The sequence below is a fragment of the Leisingera sp. ANG49 genome, from assembly GCF_059694505.1.
In genome coordinates this window covers 394,266-419,738 of the sequence record NZ_JCATZN010000004.1, presented here as the reverse complement: position 1 = coordinate 419,738, position 25,473 = coordinate 394,266, and the positions used below count along the sequence as shown (strand labels likewise).

General features: G+C 61.9%; 23 protein-coding genes and 2 tRNA genes. 12 read left to right on the top strand and 13 right to left on the bottom strand.

The annotated features are described in order from the left end of the window. Window positions 1-9: 9 nt before the first annotated feature. The 4 genes from AC58NV_RS15890 (at window position 10) to lpxK (ending at window position 4,441) form a co-directional block, all read left to right on the top strand. On the top strand, window positions 10-1,356 hold the full coding sequence (locus tag AC58NV_RS15890; RefSeq protein ID WP_497227983.1) for a TldD/PmbA family protein: 1,347 nt from the start codon (window positions 10-12) through the stop codon (window positions 1,354-1,356). Further along, window positions 1,343-2,146, top strand: a complete 804-nt coding sequence (locus AC58NV_RS15885) for an inositol monophosphatase family protein (protein WP_497227982.1) — start codon at window positions 1,343-1,345, stop codon at window positions 2,144-2,146. The genes AC58NV_RS15890 and AC58NV_RS15885 overlap by 14 nt, the downstream gene beginning before the upstream one ends. A 113-nt stretch (window positions 2,147-2,259) precedes the next feature. Continuing rightward, on the top strand, window positions 2,260-3,453 hold the full coding sequence (locus tag AC58NV_RS15880) for a 3-deoxy-D-manno-octulosonic acid transferase (protein WP_497228155.1): 1,194 nt from the start codon (window positions 2,260-2,262) through the stop codon (window positions 3,451-3,453). Next, a complete protein-coding gene (gene lpxK, locus AC58NV_RS15875) occupies window positions 3,440-4,441 on the top strand; it encodes a tetraacyldisaccharide 4'-kinase (RefSeq protein ID WP_497227981.1) in 1,002 nt (333 codons plus the stop codon). Before AC58NV_RS15880 ends, lpxK begins: the two co-directional genes overlap by 14 nt. A gap of 68 nt (window positions 4,442-4,509) precedes the next feature. Here the strand turns inward: lpxK and AC58NV_RS15870 are convergent, their stop codons facing one another. Both AC58NV_RS15870 and AC58NV_RS15865 read right to left on the bottom strand, forming a co-directional pair. Further along, window positions 4,510-5,181: a DsbA family protein gene (locus AC58NV_RS15870; protein WP_497227980.1), complete on the bottom strand. Its 672-nt coding sequence runs from the start codon at window positions 5,179-5,181 to the stop codon at window positions 4,510-4,512. Then, the gene (locus AC58NV_RS15865; protein WP_019297604.1) at window positions 5,178-5,705 is read right to left on the bottom strand and encodes a DUF721 domain-containing protein; all 528 of its coding nucleotides are present in this window, start codon (window positions 5,703-5,705) and stop codon (window positions 5,178-5,180) included. The genes AC58NV_RS15870 and AC58NV_RS15865 overlap by 4 nt, the downstream gene beginning before the upstream one ends. Window positions 5,706-5,789: 84 nt before the next feature. Here AC58NV_RS15865 and mutY point away from each other — a divergent pair, with 84 nt between their 5' ends. Continuing rightward, window positions 5,790-6,854: an A/G-specific adenine glycosylase gene (gene mutY / locus AC58NV_RS15860; RefSeq protein WP_497227979.1), complete on the top strand. Its 1,065-nt coding sequence runs from the start codon at window positions 5,790-5,792 to the stop codon at window positions 6,852-6,854. An 84-nt stretch (window positions 6,855-6,938) separates the two neighbouring features. Next, the gene (locus tag AC58NV_RS15855; protein WP_497227978.1) at window positions 6,939-8,072 is read left to right on the top strand and encodes an alkane 1-monooxygenase; all 1,134 of its coding nucleotides are present in this window, start codon (window positions 6,939-6,941) and stop codon (window positions 8,070-8,072) included. Window positions 8,073-8,075: 3 nt separating this feature from the next. Here AC58NV_RS15855 and AC58NV_RS15850 read toward each other — a convergent pair whose 3' ends face one another. The 4 genes from AC58NV_RS15850 to AC58NV_RS15835 all read right to left on the bottom strand — a co-directional run bounded on the left by AC58NV_RS15850 (window position 8,076) and on the right by AC58NV_RS15835 (window position 12,098). Further along, a complete protein-coding gene (locus tag AC58NV_RS15850) occupies window positions 8,076-9,467 on the bottom strand; it encodes an adenylate/guanylate cyclase domain-containing protein (protein ID WP_497227977.1) in 1,392 nt (463 codons plus the stop codon). 190 nt (window positions 9,468-9,657) lie between these two features. Further along, window positions 9,658-10,761, bottom strand: a complete 1,104-nt coding sequence (locus AC58NV_RS15845) for a site-specific DNA-methyltransferase (RefSeq protein WP_497227976.1) — start codon at window positions 10,759-10,761, stop codon at window positions 9,658-9,660. A gap of 107 nt (window positions 10,762-10,868) precedes the next feature. After that, complete coding sequence (rnhB, locus tag AC58NV_RS15840) at window positions 10,869-11,486, bottom strand: ribonuclease HII (RefSeq protein WP_497227975.1); 618 nt, start codon at window positions 11,484-11,486, stop codon at window positions 10,869-10,871. A 96-nt stretch (window positions 11,487-11,582) separates the two neighbouring features. Continuing rightward, entirely contained in the window at window positions 11,583-12,098 is a 516-nt protein-coding gene (locus tag AC58NV_RS15835; RefSeq protein WP_497227974.1) for a hypothetical protein, read from the bottom strand. Window positions 12,099-12,255: 157 nt separating this feature from the next. Between AC58NV_RS15835 and AC58NV_RS15830 the strand changes: the two genes are divergently transcribed. From AC58NV_RS15830 to AC58NV_RS15820, 3 genes are all read left to right on the top strand, one after another. Next, window positions 12,256-12,549: a hypothetical protein gene (locus AC58NV_RS15830; protein ID WP_497227973.1), complete on the top strand. Its 294-nt coding sequence runs from the start codon at window positions 12,256-12,258 to the stop codon at window positions 12,547-12,549. Then, window positions 12,521-13,222 carry a winged helix-turn-helix domain-containing protein gene (locus AC58NV_RS15825; protein ID WP_497227972.1) on the top strand — a complete coding sequence of 234 codons (702 nt, stop codon included), beginning with the start codon at window positions 12,521-12,523 and terminating at the stop codon, window positions 13,220-13,222. Before AC58NV_RS15830 ends, AC58NV_RS15825 begins: the two co-directional genes overlap by 29 nt. A gap of 140 nt (window positions 13,223-13,362) precedes the next feature. Beyond that, the gene (locus AC58NV_RS15820) at window positions 13,363-14,937 is read left to right on the top strand and encodes a DUF427 domain-containing protein (RefSeq protein ID WP_497227971.1); all 1,575 of its coding nucleotides are present in this window, start codon (window positions 13,363-13,365) and stop codon (window positions 14,935-14,937) included. A 238-nt stretch (window positions 14,938-15,175) separates the two neighbouring features. On the opposite strand, the gene AC58NV_RS15815 is transcribed toward AC58NV_RS15820, so the two are convergent. Continuing rightward, window positions 15,176-16,210, bottom strand: coding sequence for an ACP S-malonyltransferase (locus AC58NV_RS15815; RefSeq protein ID WP_497227970.1), 1,035 nt, complete (start codon window positions 16,208-16,210; stop codon window positions 15,176-15,178). Next, a complete protein-coding gene (locus AC58NV_RS15810) occupies window positions 16,207-18,396 on the bottom strand; it encodes a dehydrogenase E1 component subunit alpha/beta (RefSeq protein WP_497227969.1) in 2,190 nt (729 codons plus the stop codon). Before AC58NV_RS15810 ends, AC58NV_RS15815 begins: the two co-directional genes overlap by 4 nt. A gap of 254 nt (window positions 18,397-18,650) precedes the next feature. Between AC58NV_RS15810 and AC58NV_RS15805 the strand changes: the two genes are divergently transcribed. After that, window positions 18,651-18,737, top strand: a tRNA-Leu gene (locus AC58NV_RS15805). A gap of 96 nt (window positions 18,738-18,833) precedes the next feature. Here the strand turns inward: AC58NV_RS15805 and AC58NV_RS15800 are convergent. Together AC58NV_RS15800 and AC58NV_RS15795 are read right to left on the bottom strand one after the other, a co-directional pair. Next, the gene (locus tag AC58NV_RS15800) at window positions 18,834-20,321 is read right to left on the bottom strand and encodes a flavin-containing monooxygenase (RefSeq protein WP_497227968.1); all 1,488 of its coding nucleotides are present in this window, start codon (window positions 20,319-20,321) and stop codon (window positions 18,834-18,836) included. 11 nt (window positions 20,322-20,332) lie between these two features. Beyond that, window positions 20,333-20,776, bottom strand: coding sequence for a cupin domain-containing protein (locus AC58NV_RS15795; protein ID WP_497227967.1), 444 nt, complete (start codon window positions 20,774-20,776; stop codon window positions 20,333-20,335). 126 nt (window positions 20,777-20,902) lie between these two features. Between AC58NV_RS15795 and AC58NV_RS15790 the strand changes: the two genes are divergently transcribed. Continuing rightward, window positions 20,903-21,910 (top strand): cupin domain-containing protein, encoded by a 1,008-nt coding sequence (locus AC58NV_RS15790; RefSeq protein WP_497227966.1) that lies wholly within the window; start codon window positions 20,903-20,905, stop codon window positions 21,908-21,910. 69 nt (window positions 21,911-21,979) lie between these two features. Further along, a tRNA-Thr gene (locus tag AC58NV_RS15785) sits at window positions 21,980-22,055 on the top strand. A 1,775-nt stretch (window positions 22,056-23,830) separates the two neighbouring features. On the opposite strand, the gene AC58NV_RS15780 is transcribed toward AC58NV_RS15785, so the two are convergent. From AC58NV_RS15780 to AC58NV_RS15770, 3 genes are all read right to left on the bottom strand, one after another. Beyond that, window positions 23,831-24,121, bottom strand: coding sequence for a hypothetical protein (locus AC58NV_RS15780; RefSeq protein ID WP_497227965.1), 291 nt, complete (start codon window positions 24,119-24,121; stop codon window positions 23,831-23,833). Between the two features lie 29 nt (window positions 24,122-24,150). Then, a complete protein-coding gene (locus tag AC58NV_RS15775) occupies window positions 24,151-24,300 on the bottom strand; it encodes a hypothetical protein (RefSeq protein WP_497227964.1) in 150 nt (49 codons plus the stop codon). Window positions 24,301-24,874: 574 nt separating this feature from the next. Continuing rightward, a complete protein-coding gene (locus AC58NV_RS15770) occupies window positions 24,875-25,393 on the bottom strand; it encodes a TOBE domain-containing protein (RefSeq protein ID WP_497227963.1) in 519 nt (172 codons plus the stop codon). Between the last annotated feature and the right edge of the window lie 80 nt (window positions 25,394-25,473).

The following is a 25,473-nucleotide window of genomic DNA, read 5'->3' as shown; positions in this document are numbered from 1 at the left end:
AAGGTGCCCATGACCCAGTCCCCCGAAGCGCTTTGCCAAGCCCTGATTGACGCCGCCCGCAAGGCCGGGGCGGATGCAGCTGACGCCATGGCGGCCGAAGGCAGCTCTCTCAGCATCGAAGTCCGGGAAGGCAAACTGGAGCACGCGGAGCGCTCGGAAGGTACCGATCTGGGCTTGCGGGTGTTTGTCGGAAAACGCCAGGCGCTGGTTTCCTCGTCTGACATGAGGCAGGAAACCATAGCCGCAATGGCAGAACGTGCGGTTGCCATGGCCAAGGAAGCACCGGAGGACCCTTATGCCGGTCTCGCTGACCCGTCTCAGCTGGCCAAGGGCTGGGATCTGCCTGCGCTTGAGCTGGAAGACCCGAGCGGCGAGCCGGAGCCCGCAGCCCTCCAGGCAGACGCCTTGGCTGCCGAAGCAGCCTGCCAGGCGGTCGACGGTATCACTCAGGTGCAATCCGCGGCCGCAGGGTACGGCCGTCATGTGGTGCATTTGGCAGCCACCAACGGATTTTCAGGCGGCTACCAACGTACTGGCAGATCATTGTCCTGCACCGGGATCGCGGGCACTGGTACCGGTATGGAAAGAGACCACGACGGGGACTCGCGGACCTTTCAGGCAGACCTGCGCAGCGCTGAGGAAATTGGCCGCACTGCAGGGGAACGGGCCGTTGCCCGGCTGGGTGCCCGCAAACCCAAGACCGGCAGCTTCCCGGTCTTGTTTGACGAACGTATATCTTCCTCCCTGATCGGGCACCTGATGTCCGCCGCAAATGGCGCCGCAATTGCCCGCGGCTCCTCTTGGCTGAAGGACTCGCTGGGCCAGCAGGTGCTGCCCGAATCCCTGTCCGTAACCGAAGACCCGCACCGCCCGCGCATATCAGGCTCCCGTCCGTTTGATGGCGAGGGGCTGCCAACCCGGAAGCGCACCGTTGTGGACAACGGCGTGCTGACCGGCTGGACGCTGGACCTCGCCTCCGCCCGCAAGCTGGGGCTGGAAAGCACCGGCAATGCCGCTCGCGGCATCGGCGGGGTACCCTCTCCCTCTACCTGGAACATCGCGCTGACCCAGGGCGATGCCAGCCGCGAGAATCTAATCGCGCAGATGGGAACCGGCCTGCTGGTCACCTCGATGATCGGCTCCACCATAAACCCCAACACCGGCGATTATTCCCGCGGCGCTTCGGGATTCTGGGTGGAAAACGGAGAAATTGCCTATCCGGTCAACGAATGCACCATTGCGGGCAACCTGAATGACATGCTGCGCCGGATCGTGCCGGCCAATGACGCGCGCCAGCACTTGTCCACAGTGGTGCCATCGCTGCTTGTCGAGGGGATGACTCTTGCCGGCAACTGACCTTTCCCTGCTTGTAAAAGCGGCGGAACAGGCCGGAGACATCGCATGCCGCTACACAGGTCCCGCCGCCAGGCGCTGGGACAAGCCCGGCGGCGCGGGGCCGGTGACCGAGGCTGACTTGGCCGTCAACGCCATGCTTGAGGACATGCTGCAACAGGCGCGGCCGGACTACGGCTGGCTGTCGGAGGAGTCCGAGGACGGCACAGCCCGCCTGACGCGCGATCGGGTGTTCATCATCGACCCGATCGACGGCACCCGCAGCTTTGCCGAAGGCTCCCGCACCTGGGCGCATTCCATCGCCATTGCCGAAAAAGGCGAGATCACGGCTGCGGTGATCTATTTGCCGCAGCGGGAGCTTATTTACACAGCCGCTAAGGGGAAAGGAGCGGCCTGCAACGGCAGCCCGGTCAATATCTCTTCTGCGACAGTGCTTGCTGACACCGAAATCCTAGCCGCCAAGCCCAATCTGCAATCGCATCACTGGCAGGGCGGTATCCCGCCTGCGTTCATCCGCAGCTACCGGCCATCGCTGGCCTACCGGCTGGCAAAAGTGGCCGATGGCCGGTTCGGAGCCATGCTGACACTGCGCCCAAGCTGGGAATGGGACATTGCCGCCGGCGATCTGCTGGTGCGCGAGGCAGGCGGCACGATCACCGATAGGTCAGGCAGTCTCCTGCGCTTCAACAATCCTCACCCCCGCCTGAATGGTGTGGTCGCCGGAAACCGCGCCCTTCACGGGGAACTGATGGCTGCACTCGATCCGGCCGGCCCCGGCATTGCTGGACATTGAGCCTGGCTGAGCGTAAGCGGTCTCAGCCGTCCAGCCGTGGCTGGGCAAAAACTTTTCACAGACAAACCCGCATGTTGCAGATACCTTGGGCCGGAAAACTCAAATCGAACCAGATGCAACGGCGAACTATCAATTCCGGCCGCTCCTCAGTGTTGCAGCCCCGTCCCAAGGGGGAGCTGCTGTGGGTGCACGCAACCACGCCTGAACGCTACCTGGCGCTCTGCGACATCGGCCGCCGCCTTAAAAGCCTGCGCCCGGACCTGTCAGTGATGGCCAGCTGGGAACCGGACCTGCGGCTGACCGGCACCGTCGGCTGCGACATTCCGGTTGGTCCTCTGGCCGAGGACACTTTGGCAGAAGCCCGCGAATTCGTGCAGCACTGGCAGCCCGATGCTTGTATTTGGACGGGTCCGCCTTCCCGGCGGATCATGCTGCGGCACCTGCGCGATCAAGGAACGGGCGTGCTGTTGGCCGACCTTCTTGACGCTGAAATGCCCCACCGGACCAGCCGCTGGCTGCCGGATCAGCGCCGCAGGATGCTGGAAGGGCTGACTTGTATCTTGACACCATCCAAAACCGTGCGTGACCGGCTGATCCGATTGGGCTACCCGGCTGAGCGGCTGGAAGTGGCTGGCAAGCTGCGGGTATCCGCCATTCCGCCCGGGTGCAACGACGACGAACTTGCTGCCATGCAGCAGACCCTGGGCAGCCGCCCGGTCTGGCTTGCGGCCCACGTCAAGCTGGATGAGCTGTCCCGCGTCATTGACGCTCACCGCAATGCTCTGCGGCTGCTGCACCGTTTGCTGCTGGTTGTTGCGCTGGACGATGTATCAGACCTTGAGGCCGCTCGCAGCCTGCTGCAAAACAGCGGTCTGTCCTTTGCTGACTGGGAAACCGGCGGCGAGCCAGAGGACTTTAACCAGGTCCTCCTCACCGGCGGTGAGGACCTTGGCCTCTGGTACCGGTTGTCACCGGTGGCCCTGCTCGCAAACAGCCTCGATCCAGCAGCCCAGGGCCAATCGCCGCTGGATGCCGCCGCTCTGGGTTCGGCTCTTCTGCATGGTCCCGGCATCCACGCGCACAGGGACCTCTATTACCGGCTGGCCAAAGCCGGTGCCGCCGTTCAGGTGCAAACCCAAAGCGAGATGTCAGACACTGTTGTCGCTCTTTCGGCACCCGACAAGGCCGCCGAAATGGCCCTGGCCGGCTGGCAGAGCGTCACCGAAAGCGCCGCAACAACAGACACACTACTGGAAAAGGTTCAGGCCCTCTTGGACCAGCGTGAGGACAGCGATGCGGGCACCTGATTTCTGGCACAAACAGCCGGAGGACTTCGATCTTCGGTCTGCCCTGCTGGCACCGCTGGGCTGGGCATATGCGCGTGCAACGGCCTCCCGGCTGTCCAAGGGCCGTCCTGCCACACCGGGTGTGCCGGTCATTTGCGTTGGCAATCTAAATGCAGGCGGCACCGGCAAAACCCCAACCGTGATCTGGCTGCTGGAGACCCTGCGCAGCCTCGGCCATGAGCCGCACGTGGTCACCCGCGGTTATGGCGGCACGCTGGAAGGGCCAGTGCATGTTATGCCTGCAACGCACAAGGCTGCACAGACCGGCGACGAGCCGCTTCTGCTGGCCGCCTTTGGCGAGGTCTGGGTAGCCAAGGACCGCGCCGCAGGCGCCCGTGCCGCAGCAGACGCTGGGGCAACGGTCATTGTTCTGGATGACGGATTTCAGAATCCTGCAGTGGCCAAGGATCTGTCGCTGATTGTTGTGGACGCCCAGCATGGTTTCGGAAACGGGCGCTGCCTGCCCGCCGGTCCCTTGCGGGAGCCGGTTGCTACCGGGCTGAAACGGGCTGATGCTGTTCTGTCACTGGGTGCGGAACCGGCCCAGAAAGCCTTTGCCGCTTCCTGGGGAAGTCAGCTGCAAGGCCTGCCGCATTTCACCGGTGCGCTGGAACCTCTGCAGACCGGCATGCCCTGGAACGGCACCCGGGTTCTTGCCTTTGCCGGTATTGGCCATCCGCATAAATTCTTCGGCACCCTGCGCAGCCTTGGCGCCGAAATAACCCGGGCCGAAGCGCTGGATGACCACCAACCGCTGACCCCGGCGCTGCTGAACCGGCTGGAAAACGAATCCAAGCTGTTGAACGCACAGCTGGTCACAACCGAAAAGGATGCCGTCCGTCTGCCCGACAGCTTCCGCTCAAAGGTGATCACCCTGCCGGTCCGTTTGCAAATTTCCGGCGACGATGGCTTGAAAGACATGCTGAAAGCAGCTGCACCTGCACCCTGACCGGCAACGCCACAGACAAAAAAGCCCGGGCACATGGCCCGGGCTTATGCTTATCTGCTTACCGCCGCTCAGCTTTCCAGTTCGGCATCCAGCAGCTTCTTGAACTCGTCGTAGGACTGGTTGGAAACCTTCTCACCGTTCAGGATGAAGGACGGCGTGGATTCAATCCCGTGCTCAGTCGCATTCTCCTGGTACCAAGCCACCAGTGTTTGCGCCTTCTCACCGTCCTGCAGGCAGGCCTCCAGCTGGTCGTTTTCGATGCCCGCCAGCCGGCCGATCTTGCGCAGCTCGTCGATGATCTCCGATGCACCGCCGGCCCGGGCCCATTCGGACTGGCCTTTATAGATCAGATCGGAAATGCCAAAGAACTTCTCCGGCCCGCTGCAGCGCGCAATCATTGAGGCCCACAGCCCGTAGCGATCGAAATAGACCTCCCGGTAGATGAACTTCACCTTGCCGGTGTCGATGTAGTCGGCCTTCAACTGTTTGAATGTGTTGTTGTGGAAGTTCGCGCAATGCGGGCAGGTGTAGGAGGCATATTCGATCAGCGTGACCGGCGCATCCTCTGCCCCCAGGGTCATTTCGGTGATCGTCGAGGTGTCTACTTCTGCTTCCTGCGCAACTGCCGCGCCAACCAGCGGGTTTGCGTGCAGATTGCTCTGGCTGCCCAACCCCGACAGGGCATAACCGCCCGCAACCACCGCAATCGCGGCCAAGACACCAGACATCAAACGGGTCATTTGAACCCCTTTCCTTGCGTTTTCTGTTTTGTCAGCACATTGCGCCCCAGGCGTTCCAGGGCGGCGCGCAAATCGTCGTTTTCCACCCCTTCGGCAGCCTTGCTGGCCTCAGCCGCATCCTGCGGGTCCGGCTGCAGCGGCGCTTGCACTTTGGGGGCATATTTGAACTCCACGCGGCCGTCAGAAAATCCCGTCGGTGCCGTTTGCGTGATCCGCACCTTGGAGATGGCGTTGAAGCCGTAGACCGCATTCACCCGCTCGCGCAGGCGCTCTTTTTGCATTTCCAGCATCGGCGCGTTGGCCCCGGTGGTCAGAACCGTCAGCGTAGCGCCAAAGGAACCGCGCCCGTAGCCGATGTTCACCGGACGGGCCATGGCAGCGATATCCGGACCGGCGATCTCCTCCCAATGGGTGAGCAGCCGGGACACCGCGAATCCGCGGCTTTCACCCGCTTTGCGGATCTGCTCGCTGAGGAGCTTGGAGGTCCGGGAGAACCCGCGTGTGGTGCTGCGCCTGAATGCCATGATCTAGCTTTTGCTCGACTGCGTACCCTATTGTAAAGAGCCCGGGTACAGGCGCCAGCCCAACCGCAAGCCAAGGAATAACGAATGCGTGACTTGAACAGCAATGTAGGGGCCATGAGCGGAGAGCTGCTGGCCTGGTACGACGTGCATGCCCGCGAAATGCCTTGGCGCGTCAGCCCAGCCGAGCGCGCTGCCGGAATCCGACCCGATCCCTACAAGGTCTGGCTCAGCGAGGTAATGCTGCAGCAGACAACCGTGGCCGCCGTCCGCGAGTACTTCCTCCGCTTCACCGGCCGCTGGCCATCGGTTCTGGATCTGGCTGCCGCGGAAGACGCAGATGTGATGAGCGAATGGGCCGGCCTCGGCTATTACGCCCGCGCCCGCAACCTGCTGAAATGCGCCCGTGCGGTGGCGAATGAGCTGCAGGGGAACTTCCCGAACAGCTACGAAGGCTTGCTCAAGCTGCCTGGTATTGGCCCCTACACTGCCGCCGCCATCGCCTCGATCGCCTTTGACCGGCCCGAGACCGTGCTGGACGGCAATGTCGAACGGGTGATGGCCCGGCTGCATGACATCCACGATCCCCTGCCTGACGTGAAACCCGTCCTCAAGGAGCGCGCGGCGGAGCTGACTCCGGCCCAGCGGCCCGGAGATTATGCTCAGGCGGTGATGGATCTGGGGGCCACCATATGCACCCCCCGCAGCCCGGCCTGCGGCATCTGCCCCTGGCGCACACCATGTGCAGCGCGGGTCGCGGGCACCGCTGCTGAATTGCCCAAGAAAACCCCTAAAAAGCCAAAACCCATCAGGTACGGCATCGTCTACCTGGCCAAATCCGCGGAGGGCACCTGGCTGCTGGAACGGCGCCCGGACAAGGGGCTGCTGGGCGGCATGCTGGGCTGGCCCGGATCGGAGTGGAATGAGGCACCTGCCCCCAATCCCCCTTTTGCAGCGGACTGGCAGGATCTGGGGGGCGAGGTGCGCCACACCTTCACCCATTTCCACCTGATCCTGCAGGTGATGACGGCGGAACTGCCCGAAGGGTTCAACCCCAGCCCCGCGCAAGAACTCATCCCGCGGCACGGGTTCCGCCCCTCCAGCCTGCCCACGGTGATGCGCAAAGCCTTCGATCTGCACAAGGGGAGCTAGGTCACGCTGCGCCCCTCTTGGGTTTTCAGATCTTTGCGCCTAGGGTCGTCCAAGACGCGCGCTGACTGATTGGGAGACACTGGCATGATTGCCCCCGAAACCCTTTCCCGCTGGCAAAGCGCCCTGCCGTTCTGGATGTCCTTTCTGCTGCTGCCGCTGGTCTGGATTGCCGCGCTGCAGGGCGGCTGGGCGCTGCTGCTGCCACCGCTGGTAACCTGGCACCTGTTTGCGGTGCTGGACGGGATGTTTGGCCTCAACCTGGAAAACGCCGACCCCGAAACGCCTGACGGCGACCTGAAATGGTACAAGGCGCTTACGGCGGCCTGGGTGCCGCTGCAGTTCTTCACGCTGTTTGGACTGATCTGGCACGTCAGCGGCGCGGAGCACCTGAACGGCTTCGAGAAATTCGCCGCCTTCTTCGGTGTTGGCGTTGTCACCGGCGCCGTCGGCATCACCTACAGTCACGAGCTGATGCACCAGTCTAGCCGGGTGGAGCGCTGGCTGGGAGATATCCTCTTGGCGATGGTACTCTACTCCCATTTCCGCTCCGAGCATCTGCTGGTGCATCACCGCTATGTCGGCACCCCGCGCGATCCAGTCACCGCGCGATACAACGAAGGCTTCCACCGCTTCTATCCCCGGGTGTTGCGGCAGTGCTGGCATTCTGCCTTCCGCGCTGAAAAAGAGAAGCTAGCGAAGAAGAACCGCCCCTGGACCGACCGCTCCAACCCGTTCTTCCGCTACTGGGCGCTGCAGGCAGCGATGCTTCTGCTGGCCCTGACTCTCGGCGGGCTGACCGGCGTCCTTCTGTTCCTTGTTCAGGCTGGCACTGCAATCTGGCAGCTGGAAGTGGTCAACTATGTCGAGCACTACGGGCTGACCCGCAAACATCTGGGCGACGGTAAGTATGAACCCGTCCAGCCGCGTCATTCCTGGAACGCGGCACACAAGGCGTCGAACTGGCTGCTGATCAACCTGCAGCGCCATTCGGACCACCATTACAAGCCGAACCGCCGCTTTCCGCTGTTGCAGAACTACACCGAGGCCGACGCCCCGCAGCTCCCCTACGGTTATCCGGTCATGACCATAGCCGCGATGATCCCGCCATTGTGGCGGCGGGTGATGAACCCGCGGGTGCGGAGCTGGCGGCAGAGGTATTATCCGGAGGTCACCGACTGGCACCCGTATAACAAGGCGCAGAACCCGATGCCGCGTTAGGGTCTACGCCCAGGCCAGAACCGTCATTGGCTGGTCCAGCCCGCGCACTTCCTGATCCGGATGGCAGGCTGCTCCGTCCAGCAGGTCCAGCCCAGTCAATTCAGCCTTCACCTGTTCTGCCACTGTTGCGCTGACAACAATACTGGCCCGCAGCCTGCGGGTCAGATTCTCCAGCCGTGCGGCAATATTCACCGTCATGCCCAGCACCGCGTATTCCAGCCGGTTGGCTCCGATGTCCCCCAGCAGCGTCTCACCGTAGTGAATGCCAATGCCAGCGCCGATCTCCTGCTTACCCTGCTTGACGCGCTCGCGGTTCCACTTCGCCAGCGAAGACCGCATGGCATGGGCGCAGGCCAGCGCATTTGTGGCATCCTGTTGCCCTGCAACCGGGGTGCCAAAAGTCGCCATCAGCCCATCCCCCAAATACTTGTCCAATGTGCCGTGGTGGTGGAACACCTCACGCTCCATCCGGCCATGGAATTCCCGCAGCAGGTCAATAACCGCGTGCGGATCCATCCCCGCTGAAAGACGGGTAAAACCAATGATATCGATGAACAGAACCGCCACATTCTCGCTGCGTACCTGCTTTAGCGGTTCATCGTTCTGCGAAAGCTGCTCGACTACATTGGGCGAGAAGTAGCGCGACAAATTGGTCCGCTCCCGTGTCAGGCTCGCGTTGCTCATCAGTAGCCCGTTGAAGCGCCGCACCGAAAATCCCAGCGTCGCAGCAACTAGAACAAAGACCACAGCCTCTTGAATCCGCAGCTGAACCACAAAACTATTCGGATCGAAAAACTCCGCCAGTTCCGGCTCAAATCCAAGGGCATCGGCTACGGCATCCGACAAGCCGGGAACTGGGCTGGAAAACCACCAGACCAGTCCCAACGCGGTAAGCCACATGGCGGCCGTCCAAGTGCCGATCGCAATCACCGTGCGCCAGGAATAGGCCATGGTCCCAGCCGCAAGGATGACGAAGAAATACTGGAAGTTGTCGAACCGGTAGAGTATCGCCGCCGGTATTTCGCGGGCATCAAAGGGGTTGGGCACCACCAGACCGATGGTCATGATCAGAAGGTCAAGGAAGATCAACAGCAGCTCCAGCCGCGACCGGCCCACTTTGCCAACCCGGCTGATGAACCAGCCGTTGAGGCACAACAGCGCCAGAATGCCATGGTAGTAAAGCACGCTCCAGACGGGGTTTAGAAAGACGATAAAGACCGCGATTATGGGCAGTGCGATCCAGCGGGCCCGCACCGCAAGCTGCAGCCCGCGCCGCTTGTGCTCATCCAGCGCCGCCTCTGCGAATCGGCTTTCCGCAGGTGAGGCCTGCTGCAAGCTGCCGGTTTCCACCGCCTTGGCGGCGCTGGTTCCAGACGCAATCGCGGTATCGGTCATCGGCTTTCCCTCCTGCCCGCTGGCTGCTGCAGCACCGGCACTTCAGATAAATGCTCCGCATTACACAGGGAATAGCGCATTGGACCGCACCGGTGCAAAAAACCCCGCCTTGGACAGGCGGGGCAAGTTGTGCGCCTGCGCAAAAGCACAGGTGCCTGCAATAGACTGTTGGGTTCTGAAACCGTGACCGTCAGTTCTGCATCTCAGCCCGGATCTGCTGGCGCAGCACGTCAATTGGCACTGTCTTGCCGTCACGCTTGAAGCACCAGTAGGTCCAGCCGTTGCAGGACGGCGCGTTTTCCAGATGCGCACCCACCTGATGGATCGAGCCCTTGATATTGTCGCCGATCAGGGTGCCGTCCGCACGCACCTTCGCCTTGTGGCGGCGGTTCATCGAATAAAGTTCCTCGCCAGGGCGCAGCATGCCGCGCTCGACCAGCTGGCCGAACGGCACCCGCGGCGCCGCGCGTTTGCTGGCGGAAACCTCCAGCGCCTCGCGGTCGTACTTACGCACCGCCTTGATCCGCTTCTCCGCCACCTTGCGGTAGGCTTCCTCGCGCTCGATGCCGATAAACTCCCGGCCCAGCATCTTCGCCACCGCACCGGTGGTGCCGGTGCCGAAGAACGGGTCCAGCACCACGTCGCCCGGGTTGGTTGCCCCGACCAGGATCCGGTGCAACAGAGATTCCGGCTTCTGCGTAGGATGCGCCTTGTCGCCGTTTTCGTCCTTTAGACGCTCGTGGCCAGTGCAGATCGGCAGCACCCAGTCACTGCGCATCTGAATGCCCTCGTTCAGCGCCTTCAGCGCTTCGTAGTTGAAGGTGTACTTGGCGCCCTCGGACTTGGACGCCCAGATCATCGTCTCATGCGCGTTGGTAAAGCGTTTGCCGCGGAAGTTCGGCATCGGGTTCGACTTGCGCCAGATGACGTCGTTCAGAACCCAATAGCCCTCGTCCTGCAGCACAGCGCCGACACGGAAGATATTGTGGTAGGAACCGATCACCCAGATCGAGCCGTTCGGCTTCAGCACCCGGCGCGCCGCCTTCAGCCAATCGCGGGTGAACTGGTCATAGGCCTGGAAGCTGGAAAACTGGTCCCAGTGATCATCCACGGCGTCGACCTTGGAGTTGTCGGGACGGTGCAGTTGGCCTTTCAGCTGCAGGTTATACGGCGGATCCGCAAAGATCAGATCGACCGAATTGGCCGGCAGACTGTTCATCGCTTCGACGCAGTCCCCGCCAATAATCGTGTTTAAAGGGAGCGCTGCCGCGCCCTTTGTCATGGTTTTATTCATTGCTCTGCCTCATAACCGCGGCGCATTTTTGCGCTCATTAGGTTGTCCACAGGATGAGTCATCGCGGATTCGAGGTCAATTTGTTTATTATAACAACGCCCTACGGTTCACTCTTGATACAAGATATTGTGTACCGGTTTGAAGGATCGCCGATGATGTGGGGTCACACCAAGCTGAAGTAGCGCATCCCGGTGCTGTTTCGAGGGATAGCCCGCGTTTTTCTCCCAGCCATAACCCGGGAACTGTTGCGCCAAATCCACCATGATCCTGTCGCGCGTGAGTTTCGCCAGGATCGAAGCCGCTGCGATGGACACCGATTTTGCGTCCCCTTTGACCACCGCTTCCGCTGGCAAAAACAGCCCCTTAGGGATTAGATTGCCATCGATCAGCAAATAGTCCGGTGCCGGGTCCAGCGCTGCCACTGCACGCTCCATCGCCAGATGCGTCGCGCGCAAAATATTCAGTGAATCAATCTCTTCCACCGTAGCATGGGCAATGGCCGCCTGTGCGGAGGATAGGATTGCCCCTTCCAGCGCCTCGCGTTTTTTCAGGGTGAGCTTTTTAGAGTCGTTGAGACCATCAGGTATAGCGCTGGCATCCAGCACCACCGCGGCGGCGGTCACCGGACCTGCCAGCGGCCCGCGGCCAACCTCGTCCACACCGGCAATTCTGAGAAACCCTTTTTCATGGGCAAGGGTCTCGAGACTGTAATCTGGCTGTGTCATGCCTCTCACAAAGCCAATCATGGCCCCGGATGCAACCCGTACAAAAAGGGGGGCCGAAGCCCCCAAGTTTGCTGCTGCTCGAAGCCGTTGAGCGGGTTAGCGGTTCACCATCCGGTAGCCATGTCTCTTCAGGCAGCCGGGCTTGAAACCGGTGCGGTTGCGCTGTCCATTCCAGAACGTCACTTTACAAGCCCGCGGCAGCTTGTGGGTGTAGCCATAGTTGCGATCCAGGCAGCGCTTTGCCGCCAGCGGATAGTTCTGGCTGTAGCGCGGGAAATAGCGGACGCATTGCGCAGGCAGGTCATAGCGGCGCACAGACCGCGGCAGCGGTTTGACGTGGCCGTCGTTGCGATTGTAACCATTGTGCCGGTGGCCGCCGTGTGAATGGTTGTGCGGCGGATTGTAAGTGCGGGTTACCGCATGATCATCCCTATCCCGGGAATGCTTGATGGCTGCGCCCAGGATCCCGAGTAGCGCCAGGCCGCCAAGGATTTTTGCGACATCATCGTCAGCGCGGGCGGGCGCCGCAGAGAAACCGGTAATGGCAATGGCGGCAGCGACAATCATTGCAATGAATTTGCGGTGCGGCTGGGGGCGGTGAATCTGGGCCATGTCGGGACCTTTCTTTTGAATATGCAGAACACTTGATGCCGCCAGCCTGTCCCGCCCCCCGTCAGACAGGCAATATCGGCAGCTTGTTATCAGATATCAGCTGCCCCAACCCCCCGCGGTTATTGAATTTCACATCCTCCAGACGCAGGATGGCCCCATGAAACAGCACCTTCTGATCCCCGCCCTTGCGGCCACCCTTCTGGCGCTTTCCTCGCCCGTGATGGCCGCAGACTGCTATGCCGACTACAAGGCCAAGCAGGACAACCCGCTGCGGCTGCACTATGGTGTGATCCAGCTCTCCGGTGCCTGCCAGAAACAGGCCGCCCGCGGTGAAATCCAGACTCGCATCGCGCCCGCTGGATGGACGCTCCTGAATGTCCTGTCCGTCTTCGGCCCCGAAGGCCTGCAGCAAAGGAAGGCCAATGCCGGACCCTACTATCTCCGTTTCTGAGGCCCGTGCGGCCGGCAGCAAGGTCATCGGCTTTGGCATTGCTGCCATCGTGGCAATTCTGGCCGTGGCCGGCACGGTGCTGCTGCTGACGCTGCCCGATGCCAATGCCTTCAATGCCCGGGTTGAACAGCTGTTTATCGAAAACGACCTGACCACCCAAGCCGAGATCAAGCTGCTGGAAATCCTGGCCCAGTCCGGCACCGCCTTTGCCGACACGCTGACCAGCTACCGGATGGTGATCTTTGTGCTGCTAGTCTTTGCCGCTGCCATGATGGTAGCGGCCTTTGCGGTGCTGGGCATGCTGGTGATGCTGAACCGCCGCATGGCCCAGATCGAACGCTCCGGCATCCAGGTGAACGAACTGCTGATCAGCCGCGATGAAAACACCGTCTATCTGAACAACATGGGGTTCAAACTGACACCCGCGGCGATGGAAACCCTATCTGTTCTGGCCGAGGCCCGGCTGGACGACGATGTGCTGTCCGGCGCCGAGATCGAGGCGGTGATTTCCGGCCGCACCTCCGCCGATTGCGAGGAGGCTGCCGGCGCCACCCGGATCAAGCGCCTGCGTGATACCCTTGGGAACCAGATGGTCAGCGAACTGCTGGTCAAGAACATTGCCAAGCGCGGCTATGTGCTGGCGATCAGCAAGGACGTGATCCGCATGGTCTGACCCTTCCGCTCCGTTCTGCTCAATATCCTGTGTCCGGCTCTGGATTTTTCCGGCACAGTACTCAGATAGTTCATAACCGGCCTGCGCCGGCCGGTCCTGTTTCCGCCGCCTGAACGGCACATAGGACAAGGATCTCTGGGATGGACACACAGGTGCAGACCCGCAACCGGGGCTACGGCATTGTTGTCGAACCGCTGCAAGGCCTGGTCACCGCCCGGCGCAACGGCACTGTTGTGGCGCAAAGCTCCCGTGCCAAGGTGATGTACGAAACCCGGCTCCCGCCAGCCGTCTACTTCCCGGCAGCAGACGTGACCGCGCCGCTGTCAGCCCATAATCCCCTGCAAACCTTCTGCCCCTTCAAGGGTACCGCCAGCTACCGCGACATCCTGCTGCCCGGCAGCACGGTGCAAAACGGCGTCTGGGCCTACGAGGACGCCATGCCGGAGGCCGCCGCCATTTCCGGCCACATCGGCTTCATGCCCGGCGCCGAAGTTGAGTTCGACTTTGGCAGAAACACTGTTGAGATGCCGGACTACGGCAATATCTCCGGCCCGGTGATCGACTGGCTGCTGCGCGATGCCTCGATGGTGGCAACTCCGGAAGAGCTGACCGCCGCCTTGGCAGAGAAGTTTGTCGAGCAGGGCATTTACCTGTCCCGCCTGTCGGTCATGGCCTGGTCGCTGCACCCGCTGATCGCGGGCAAGAACTACATCTGGCAGAAGAAAACCGGCGAGGTTACCACCTACGCCCCGTCTTATGAAATCCACGACCATCCCGCGTACCAGAACAGCCCGCTGCGCCATGTCTCCAACGGGCTGGGCGGGGTGCGGCACCGGCTGGACGCCTGCTGCACCGACGATGCCTTCCCGATCCTCGAAGACCTGCGTAAGGACGGCGCCACCGACTATGTCGCGATGCCGCTACGGTTCTCCGACGGGCGCATCAATGTGCTGACGCTCACCAGCGATCACCCGAATGGCTTTTCGACCGCCAACCTTGGGCTGATCTTCGAATGCTCCGGGGTGATCGCCCGCTACTACGAGATTTTCATGCAGCGCGAAAACGCTCAAGCGTTGCTGGAAACCTATGTCGGCAAGCGCACCGGCGCCCGGGTGCTCGGCGGCGAAATCCGCCGCGGCGACGGCGACGAGATCGACGCTGCCATTATGTTCTGCGACCTGCGCGGCTCCACCCGGCTGGAGGAACAGTTGGGCCGCCAGGACTATATTGCGCTGCTGAACCAGTTCTTCGAAACCGCCTCAACCATCGTGCATGACCATGGCGGCGAGGTGCTGAAATTCATCGGTGACGCTGTGCTGACCGTCTTCCCGGCCGGCAGCAACCCGGAAAAAGCGCGCACCCAGGCCCTGGACAGCGCCCGCGCCATCGTTGCGAGGCTGGAAGAAATCGCCCAGGAAGAAGACGGCCACCGCTGCGAGGCTGCCATCGGCATCGCCTATGGCCGTGTGACCTATGGCAATATCGGCTCGCGAGAGCGGCTGGACTTCACGGTGATCGGCCAAGCCGCCAATATCGCCGCCCGGCTGGGCGACTACGGCAAGACCGCGGATCACGCGATTGTCGTCAGCCGCGACATCCTAAGCGACGCGTCGCAAGGCGTTTCGCTGGGCGCTGTCAGCCTGCACAATGTCTCCCAACCAGTCACCTGCTTTGCCGTCGCACCTGCCCAGAATTCCCAAGCCGCCGCAGAATAACTCTGCCTCTGTTCAGCACCGGGTCAAGGGCGACGCAGCCGCCGTGCTATGCGCGGTTCACCCTTGAGGCGGGGATGAACGCACCACACTGGAACCCGGCCTTCAGGCAAACCTGCCCTGAAGAACCTCTCAGCAAATACCCTTCCGCCCTGCCCGCAGGGCAGGGCCACGCCCAAGGCTGCTTCGCCGGCATCTACGATGCAGGCAACAGCCGCGGGAGCTTTCCGCCGCCCCTCACTCAGCCGGTTGCAATCCCGCGCTGCGCCTTATCCCCCATGGAGAGCAGCAGCGGGTCCTTAGCCTGGCGCGCCTTGAAGGCCTCCTTGCCGGTCAACCCCTGCCAGCCGCATTGCACCAGCGATTGCGCCACCGCGCCGCCCAGCGTTGTGCCCGGACCGGTCACGATGAACAGGTCCGGCGCAAACTCACAGGCCGCATTCTGTACCGCGCGGGTGAAATCATAGGGTTCCACTACCTGATGCCCCAGCGTGTAATCCCGCAAGGCCTTCGTATCCGTGGCACCCGGCCACCAGACCTGCCCCTGCCCATCAATCAGCGGCACCTCCGGCTGGGTGAACATCTCCGCACCCAGCCGCTTGCGCCCTTCTGCCGCTACCGGTACCTGCAGGCTGGTGTGAAACGCCGCGTGATTGGCCAGACGCATTGGGAAACGTTCCTCCACCACTGGCACCGCGCCCTCAAACGCCGCCAGCCCGGCCTCGTTTCCGGCCAGCACCAGCATCCCGCCCAGATCAATCGACAGCGCCAGGTCATGCCCCTCGCGGGCATCAATCTCTGCCGCCAGCGCCAGCAGCTCCGCCTTGCGCGCGGGATCGTTCTGCCAGTCCGGTCCGGCAAAGGGATAGACCAGCTGGCCTCCGATCAGCTGCTTCTGCATCAGTGTGCCCATGGTGTTCACCACCTCGAACCCGTCTACCGCACTCAGCGCCCCGGCCGCCGCGAGCGCGATGTACCAGCCCATCGAATTGCCGGTCACCGCAACCACCTCGATATCCTCCGACAGCGACTGCGCATCCGCCAGCGCCGAAGAATAGATCAGCGGCGAGGCAATATCCCCGCGGGAATACTTCGAAACCGAAAACCGGGCGGCACCATCCAGAGCCGTGACCTCTTCCTGCCCGGCGTCCCGCCGCTGCGCATCAAAGCCCGCAAACAGCGCTGCCTTGTCTGCATGATGGCGATGGAGATATCCCAGCTCCGCCTTGTTGTAGGTGCCCCTTCCCGGGCAGATCAGAACAGCGGTGCGGGTCATTTCTTGCCTCCTGCCAGCTTCAATGCAGCCACAATGATGCTGTCCTTCGACGGCAGAGTAGCGCCATAGGCAGGCCCGGTTGCGATAAAGCAATCGCTAGCGGCGATCCGCGCCGTGGGGATATCGCTTTGCTCCGCAAACAGCGCCATCAGCGCTTCCGACTGGCTGCCGGTGATGCGGCATTCATCAACGATCAGCACGTTCTTGCAGCCATTCACTGCCTCCAGCAGCGCCGCCTCTGGCAAGGGCGCCAGCCAGCGCAGGTCCACAATCCGGGCATCCACGCCTTTCAACGCCAGCTCTGCCTGCGCCTGAGCCGACAGGTAGCGCCCATTCCCATAGGTCACGATTGCCAGATCAGTGCCATCTCCATGCACCCCAACCTCGCCCAAACCAATGCGCCGGTCCCATGACGGGTAGGTCCGCATCCAGCCGCCATCCTTTGCCTCATGCAGGTCCCGCATCGGATAGAGCGCGATGGGTTCGACAAAGACCACCACCCGCTGCTCCTCGCGCGCGAGCCGCACCGCCTCGCGCATCATCATCGCCGCCTCGGCCCCGTCCGACGGGCAGGCAATCACGATCCCCGGAATATCCCGCAGCACCGCCAGTGAGTTGTCGTTGTGGAAATGGCCACCAAAGCCCTTCTGATAACCCAGCCCGGCAATCCGCAGCACCATAGGGTTGGAAAACTGCCCGTTCGAGAAAAACGGCAAGGTCGCCGCCTCGCCGCGCAGCTGATCCTCGGCGTTGTGCAGATAGGCGAGGAACTGGATCTCCGGAATGGGCAGAAAGCCGTTGTGCCCCATGCCAATCGCCAGCCCCAGGATCGACTGCTCATCCAGCAATGTGTCGATCACCCGGTCAGACCCGAACCGCTGCTGCAGCTTCTGGCTGACGCCATAGACCCCGCCCTTGCGGCCCACATCCTCGCCCATCATGACGATTTCGCCGTGCTCCAGCATCAGGTCGGTCAGCGCCCAGTTGATGAGGCGCGACATCGGCTGCGGCTCCTCCATCGCGCGCATGTCGCTGCCAAAGGCTGCGGCCCGTGCCTCGGCACTGGGGCCATTGGTGGGCGCACACGCCCGTTTGGGCGGGATCAGGCTGGCCGCGACATCCGCCGCGGTTTTCAAATGCGGCCGCGTCACCGCTTCCGCCCGGATCCGTTCCACCCGCGCGCAAGTGTCCGTATAGATCTTCAGCGCTTCCGCGGGCTGCAATACGCCTGCCTCCTTCAGCAGCCGCACCGAATGCAACAGCGGATCATTGGCCTCATCCGCCTCCACCTCGGCCTTGGTCATATAGGTGGTCGGCACATCCGCCCCGGCATGGCCGTAAAGCCGCACGGTGCGCAGATGCAGAAAGGCCGGCTTCCTGCGGGTCCGTACATACTCTGCCGCCTCTTGCGCCACCGCAAAGGTGTTGTAGATATCCAGACCGTCGGCCTTGAAATACTTGATGCCGGGACGATGCTCCATTGAGGCCTCAATCCACCCTTTCGGCGTTTTGGTCGAAATGCCGATCCCGTTGTCCTCGCAGACAAACAGCAAGGGAAGCGGCGTTGACTGCACCGAGGTCCAGCCCGCGGTGTTGATTGCCCCCTGCGCCGTCGAGTGATTCGCGGACGCATCGCCGAAGGAACACAAGACGATCGCATCCTCAGGCAGCAGCTGATGCTCCGGCTTGTGCCGCTTGGCCGCGCCGATGGAATAGGCCGCCCCAACCGCCTTGGGCAGATGCGAGGCGATGGTCGAAGTCTGTGGCGGGATCATCAGTGCCTTGGAGCCCAGCACCTTGTGCCGCCCACCCGAGGTCGGATCTTCGCTGGAGCAGGCAAAGGACAACAGCATGTCCCATGCAATCCGCTGTCCAGGTGCATGATCCGCGCGGTCGATCTGGAAAGCTGCATCGCGGTAATGAAGGAATGCCATATCGGAAGGGCGCAGGGCACGGGCGACCGCCGCCATCCCCTCATGCCCGGAGGAGCCGATGGTATAGAACCCTTCGCCGGCTTTTTGCATTTCCCTGCTGGTAAGATCCAGCGCCCGGCTCAGAACCTGGGCGCGGAATACGGACACTGCCTCGGCGGCTATCAGCGGCCCGCTTGGTTCGGCTCCTACGGGAAAATCACCAGCCTGAACCCGGTCCAGGAAATTCTGATGCACGATCTGAGCGCGGTCCATGCGGCCTCCTTGAACTGGCTGACCGCCTCTTTATCCGAGAATCCGGGACACAAAGCCAATGAGATTGCGTTCTGGTATTATTCCGAAATGGAATGCTCAGGCCAGAATTCAGTCCAGCTTCTCACAAGAGGTACGACTTTGCCGCGCTTGCCGCGGTGGATCGCAATTGGCTGAACCCAGGCCCCGCGGATTTGCCTGCCATTTCCGTTTGACGGCCCTGGCAATCCGCCTTATACGCCGGTCTCACGACACCTGCCCAGGTGGCGGAATTGGTAGACGCGCTAGCTTCAGGTGCTAGTGTCCGTATGGACGTGGAGGTTCGAGTCCTCTCCTGGGCACCATCCCCCCCTCACTCGAAAATCAGCGCATCGCAGTAGTAACTGCGCGACCGCTAAAGCATGTGCGCCCGCCGTTTCCGGCAGGCGCAGGGGCGGGCCTCAGGCCGCCTGATATTGCGGCGCCGTCGCCAGAAAGCGGCCATAGGCGCTGGCGTCGGGCGGCGCGAATTGCTCGGCCAGCGGATTCGACCGCTTCCATTGCGTCGCGCCCATATCCATCAGCAACTCGTCGAAATGCTTGAAATGGAACGGGGCCGAGCACAGCCCGCCATAGATCTGTGCGGCCGGGCGCTCCTTACGGCGCCAGTCGAGCATCATCTGGATGTTCTCCTCCATCTCCGCCCGCGACGGCTGACGTGCCAGCTTGCCATCGGCATAGCGCACCAGCCAATTTGCCACCATCTCAGCCGACAGGATGGTGCAGAAACTGGAGTTGAAGCCGACAAAGCCCATCTCCGGCAGGTCCGGGTTCACCGCCAGGCGGTAGGTCCGGTACTGGCCGTCCGCCTCGATCAGCTTGTCCAGATGCTGCTGCGCCAGATAGGGGATGCCCAGTTTCCAGCCGACGGCCGAGATCACCAGATCAGCGCCGATACGCTCACCGTTTTCCAGCACAATTTCGTCACCGTCATAATGCGAAAAGGTGGTACGGTGCGGCAGGATCGAGCCGTCCTTGAAGCCTTCGAACAGCCCCGGCGTCACGATCGGCACCGAGCAGGAGACGTCCCTTTCGATCGGAATATCGGGCACCATGTCCCACTTCTTCAGCCCCAGTTGCAGCTTCAAAAGCGTCTCTAACCCGCGGAAATTTGCCCAGATCAGCGGCTTGGCCAAACCATAGAAGGCCTTGTGCAGCCAGCTGCGGCCCCAGCCGTTGAACTGAACCTCCTGCGCCCGCATGTACAGCAGCCGCTTGAAGTTGATGCCGCCGATGAAATACGGCACCCGCCAGACATTCTGACGGTAGACCAGATGCACCTGCCTGGCGCCGTTCTGCGCCGCATTCACCGCCACGTCGGTCGCGGATTTGGAACCGCCCAGCACCACCACCCGCTTGCCGCGCGCATGTTCCGGATCCAGGTATTCCGAGGAGTGCATCACCTCCCCGCCCTGCACGGTGAAGGCCTCCTGCCCGGGATGGGTCAGGATGTTCTTCTCGGAAAACTGCCCGGTGCAGGCCACGGCAAAATCCACGTTCTGGACCTGGGTCTCGCCGCCCGTCTCGATCACCAGCCGCCAGCCCGGTTGCCCGTCCGGGCGGCGGTCCATCTCCAGCACGTTGGTGTTCAGCTGGAACAGCCGGTGCAGATCATACTTGTCCGCATAGGAATGCAGATAGGCATGCACCTGCGGCCCCTTGGGCCATTCCGGATAGTCTTCCGGCATCGGATGGTCAGTATAGCAGTACAGGTTCTTGGGCGATTGCGTCTGCACCCCGGGGTAAGAGCGAGACGGCTCCCACACCCCGCCAAGGTCATGGCTGCGCTCATATCCCAGAACCTGATGCCCCCTTTCGGCAAAGGCCTTGGCCGCGGCCAGCCCGCTTACCCCGCCGCCGATCACGGCGACCGTTTTGCGTTTCACCATGTCCGCCTCCCTCATTGCGAGGGGGGCGGCAGAAAATCGACCTCATGCAGCGCCGACAGCCGCACCAGTTCTTCCGTATCGGTCACCCCGTCCAGCGCGCAGAACAGCTCGAACAGCTTGCGCGACGGCGCCACCCCGAACACGCAGGACGCCGTGCTGCCAGAGCGGTTGAAGATGCCATGCGCCACCCCCATCGGCATCCGCACCGTGTCGCCCGGCCCGGCCTGGTAAACCTCACCGCCGAACTCCACCTCCAGTGTGCCTTCCAGCATGGTGATCCACTCATCCTGGGTGGGGTGCACATGCGGCGGTACAAAAGTGCCGTCCGGAATGACCGCGTGCCAGATAAAGGCGTTCTCGCTGTGCAGCTTGGGCGTATAGGTGTGCCCGACGACATTCCAGGACGTGCCGTTGAGTCCGTCGGCGGCCTTGGTTACTCCTTGCTCCTGAGCCATTTTTTCCTCCCATGTCAGCTCGTTCCAATAGCCTAGGGGCGGCGCTGGAAAAGGATTATCCAAAATACGCAAATAAGCGCAGACCGGCGTGATTGCCTGACCTGCAAACCGTGCTAGGCTGCGGAAATGACAGCATCGCAATCTTCAGGCGCACGTGAACCGCTGCGCGCTTGGCGGCAGTTCCACAGCCGTGACATTGATGAAGTGCGCGCGCTGGTGGCGCAAAAGTTTTGCGACCACCGCCTGCAGCCCGCAGGCCCTTCCCGGAGGACCGGCACCCGTTACAACCATGTGCACGGTCGGGCTCTGTCACTCAATTACCTCAGCTACGGATCCGCGGTACACATCGATCCGGGCGAACTGCAGGACTTTTATCTGGTCCAGGTGCCGCTCAACGGCCGGGCGCTGGTGGCCAACGGCGCCACTCCGGTGGCGTCCGACCGCAGCACTGCAACGGTGCTCAACCCGACCCGCGATACCCGGATGACCTGGCACGCCGATTGCCGGATGCTGCTGCTGCAGATCAGGCGGAGCGCCCTGCACGCGCTTGCAGAACAGGCTGCCGGCCTGTCCTTGTCCGAGGCTGTTGTCTTTGACACCGCGCTCCCGGTATCCGGCGGTGCCCTGCATGGCTGGGCACGCCAGTTTGCGGCCTGTGTCAGCGCCACTGAAAACCGTGCCGGCTTTGGCTGCTGGAGCGCGTTGCAGCAGCAAGTGATCGAAGAGCAGCTGATCCTTGGCCTGCTGACCCATCAGCAAAGCAATATCCGTCACCTGCTGACCACCCGTTCATCGGGGAGCAGCAGTCAAGTCCGCCGCGCTCAGGACTTCATTCATGCCAATGTCGGCGAGTCTCTTTCGGTCCCAGCCATTGCTGCCGCGGCGGACTGCAGCATCCGGTCGCTGCAGGCTGGGTTCCGCAAGCACTTCGGCCTGACACCTATGGAATACCTGCGCGACCTGCGGCTGGACCTGGCCCGCTACCTGATGTTGTCGCGGAACGCAGAAACGCCGGTCAGCAGCATTGCCTATGATTGCGGGTTCTCCCACTTGGGCCGGTTTTCCCAGCTCTACCGCGCCCGTTTCGGAGAGCTGCCCAGCGCCACGACGGGCATTCCATGCCATTCCCTGTGATCCACACTTGCGCGGGAATTACGCAATGTTTAAACGAGCATCACCTGCCCGCCTCGAGCGGAGGCCGGTGCCGCTGTAGCTCAGCTGGTAGAGCACGTCATTCGTAATGATGGGGTCGGGGGTTCGAGTCCCTTCAGCGGCACCAACAAACCAAGGAATCATTATGTATTTCAATTGGTTAGTTGGGGTGTTGAAGGTTTAGCCACCCCATATTCCCCCATTTAATTTCCGCCTGATGCGCCAGGAGATCTGAACCCCAAGCGCTCTCTGTCTGCGGGAGGGCCATCGGGGGTATGCACTGCGCGCTCTTTTTCGGTCCTGTCCATTTGTGAGTTGCTCAACCGTTCAAAAATCAAGACAACTCCAATAAGCGCCCAAATGTTTCAAAGTAGCACAGATGGCCGGTGACGAATGTGCCTACGAACCGACACTAAGATTGATTAGTTAAATTGCTGTTTCGTCCGCAGCGCATCCCGGAGCGGCCATTGATATAGAGCAGGCGGCGCTGAATACTGCAGGTGCTACTTATCGGGGTCGCCTTCCCGGGAAGCGGACGCTCGATGAAGCTATATACCTTCTACTTATGCTGTGGGTCGCGCCGACGGCAGCAACGCGCAGAAAGCGAATTTTTCAAAGTCGTGGCTCCTCGGGCAGGGCAATAGGCACGACCGGCCCATTGCGGTCGCTCGCCGCTGTTACTGGGCGCTGCCGTGTGGCCCGTCAGTGGAGACATTAGCTGCGCCCGCGAAATCACGCGACATGCGAGCTTGCCATTTGCAGGACCCAGCGGACATTCGCTGCCGCTGCAGCATCGGTTACGAAGTACATCAGCTTGCGCAGGAAGCCGACATTGGTGCCACATGCAGCGGACGGCAGGAGCGCGCCTAAACCACCGTCGTACAAGGCTAGGGCCTTCGCTTGTGAAGTGCTGCTAGGCAAGCGATGACTAAATTGGATTAAACCGCCGGAACCGACGCCCCGCTGTCAATCAAAGCCAATTGGTTCTGGCCAACACGGGCGGCCCTAAACTGCCATCTTGCTTCATGATGGCACCGCGGCGCAGTTTGCCTACAGTGAAACAACGGCTGTCAGTCACCACATGAAAACCAGCCTTACATTAGTTTCCTTCGGGTTGTGCCATTGGCGTGCGTTGCTTCTGGGCTTCCTGTAGGCGCTCCGGCCAAGTTGACTTTATGAAAGTTAGAATGTTCCAAACATCTTGATCGGAAAGCCTGTCCTCAACTCCCGGCATTCCACTAATGACTCCCGTTACCCCATGTTTAAGAGCGCGGCTTTCCCCCAAATTTGGTATTTGGTATAGGTGAACAGCACGGCATCATCGTGGTGCCAAGTATGACCTGTGCGGTCATGCGGTGGCGCCCGAAGCACGCCATCTCTATCAGGGGACTGCCAATCCTCTTGCGAAAGTGCCGCCCACCACGTGCGGCGCTTTAAACACGTGGCCCTGCTGTCGCGCCGCCGCATGACGGCTTTGAGCCCTCTCCAAAAGTACTGAAATTTTGCTGCGTGCGTTAGTAGCGCGGCGGTGCGCTGCACCGCCGAATTTCTCCCGCTGCACGGCAGAAGGAATTGCGGCCATTCCGGCGGGCCGCAGCAAAATCTTTGACCAAGAATTTGTCCGTCATCAACTGAAGTGGGTAAGTTGAGGGCGGACAGACCAATCGGCGAAAATCTGAGCGAGAGATGAACGCATCAATCAGTGTTAAAACCGCCGTTGACCAACGTGATGCCGACTCTGAGCTTCCCTGTGCGGCGAACACAAGTACAGTCGACTGACGTATACGCTCCTTTTTGGCATGCAGCTGGCAGAAGGTTCGAGCTGGAAAAGCGGCGGGGCGGCGGGCTTTGGCGCCCGCCGCTTTCTGGGATCAGAAGCGGCCTTGATGCGCTCGAATTCCTTCAGCATGCGGCCTTCCAGCTCCGGGTTGACCGCGTCGAAGAACAGGCTGCCTTCGAAGACTTGTCGACATCGGCAAAGCCGTAGGTCTCGATCAGGCTCTGGTCCGCGGATTTGAACGCCTCGGCATTGGAATGGGCATAGCCCAGTTCTCGATGATGTATTTTGCCGCTGGGCTCGGAACTCAGCGCATTCAGCATGTTCATAGACCTGCTCGTCGCTCTGGTGAGGGCGTTGGGATCCGCCGTCGCCGCAGACCCGGTGGCGATGCCCTTGTCCACGTCGCGCATCATCCGGGCCGGGGTCTCGTTCCAGATCAGGTTCAGCTCCGACTGGTTCCAGCCCAGCCCATCAGCACCTCGCCCGAGGCGATGGCCTGGTCCAGCTGGCCCGCGTCGGACCAGTAAAGCGCACGTCGGGGTGGATCTGCGCGCAGGAAATCGGAGGCCTTCTGGATTAGCCCATCCGACATATCGGTGTAGCTGGAGGCACCGGTGCGGCCGGCGCCGCCATCGCATAGGCCGAAGAGGCCGCATCGGGGATGGCGATCTTGCCCTGGTAGGCGGGGTCACCCAGCAGCTGCAGCGAGACCGCGCTCTGGTCGAAAGAATATCGTCGGTGCGGTAGATCAGCCGGATCTTGCCCTTCAAACGGCACCATATACGGTCTGGCCGTCGATGGTGACGCCGTCCATCATCCTTGATCTGCGGCAGCAGGCTGTCCCAGTTGCTGATTTTCGAGGTGTCGATCGGCTGGGAGCCGCCGCCACCCATTTTGCGCAGCCCGTAGGTGCAAGGGTGGGCGAGGTCTGCGGCAAAACCCAATTGCAGCTTGGTGAAAGCCTCCTCGACGCTGCCGAAGTAGGTGTAGCTGGGGCGCGCCGTATTTTGACGTAGTCGCCGTAAAACCCCTGGTCCTCATAGCCGGACCAGTCAAAGACCAACAGGCTGGCGGGCGTCGGCGGCTGCGATGCCCGCCGGCGGTCAGGGCCGTGGCCGCGGCCAGTACCGTTTTGAAGTGTTTCATGTGTTGTCCTCCCTTTATTCTCATGCCTCGCGGGCGCCGAGGTCGATCACGGAGGCGTTCTGCACCCCCAGCCAGACCGGGTCGCCCTGCTTGTGATCCACCGTGTGGAAGTAGTTCGGCACCGACACCGCAATGGCTGCAAAGCCCTCGGCGGTGACGTGGTCATGCACATTCTCGCCGTAGAAGGCGGCGTTGGTGACAGTGCCCTGCAGATAGCCGTCGTAGCCGCCGGGCTTTTCCGCCGATCTCCAGCTGCTGGGGCGGATCCCCATGAGCAGCTGCGGCCCGCGCCGCGCCACATTGGGGTTCACGTCGATGGAGAGCGGGCCGAAGCCCTGCACCTGGGCGTGCAGTTTGCCGTCCGCCTCTCCGGTGACAGCCGCATCCAGGAAGTTCATGCCGCCGATGAAGGCGGCGACCTCCTGGCTGCAGGGGCGGGCATCGGCGCCTCGGGCTTGTCCACCTGCTGAGCTCGCCCTGAACGTCGCCCCGATGCGGTCGGACATGGTCATCACCTCGTACTGGTCGTGGGTGACCATGACGAAGGTGATCCCGAGCTTCTGCTGCAGGCGGCGCGTTCGAACTGCATCGCCTCGCGCAGGTTCTTGTCGACGCCGAC